General features: G+C 68.8%; 2 protein-coding genes. Both read left to right on the forward strand.

Features of this window, described 5'->3' with window-relative positions; genetic code table 11:
• Window positions 1–62 precede the first annotated feature (62 nt).
• A complete protein-coding gene (lysC, locus tag J5M58_RS28595; protein ID WP_368857218.1) occupies window positions 63–290 on the forward strand; it encodes an Rz1-like lysis system protein LysC in 228 nt (75 codons plus the stop codon).
• A partial coding sequence (locus tag J5M58_RS28600) for a phage tail protein (protein ID WP_207880597.1) occupies window positions 283–429 on the forward strand: 147 nt, incomplete at its 3' end. The genes lysC and J5M58_RS28600, both read left to right, overlap by 8 nt.

Here is a 429-nt window from a genome sequence, read left to right on the forward strand (position 1 = left end):
GCGGAGACTGATCGATGAAAACGCCGCCGTGCGCGCTTGGGCTGCTGGCGCTCTGCCTGACGATGTTGTGCGCCTGCACGCAAGCCCCGCCCTCAACGGCGCCGACGATTTCGCTCAACGAATGCGCGGCGGTGACGCCGTGCACGATGCCGGCGATGGCGCCGCGAACCAACGGTGAACTCAGCGACGCGCTGCACGTCGCGCGCGCGGCGTGGGCGCGCTGCGCGTCCGAAGTCGACATGATCGCGACGTGTCAGGCACGCGTGCGGCGGACGGACGGCCATGAATAAGCCGAGCAGCCTACGCGCCGCGCTCGTCGCCGCGTTGCCGCAGCTCAACGCCTCGCCGGACCAGTTGCTCGTGTTCGTCAACGAAGGCCGGATCGAGGCGACGGGCACGCGCACGGCGTCGTTCGACTATGAATACGAG

This window comes from Pseudomonas sp. 32_A (assembly GCF_017490905.1).
In the GTDB taxonomy this organism is placed as follows: domain Bacteria; phylum Pseudomonadota; class Gammaproteobacteria; order Pseudomonadales; family Pseudomonadaceae; genus Aquipseudomonas; species Aquipseudomonas inefficax.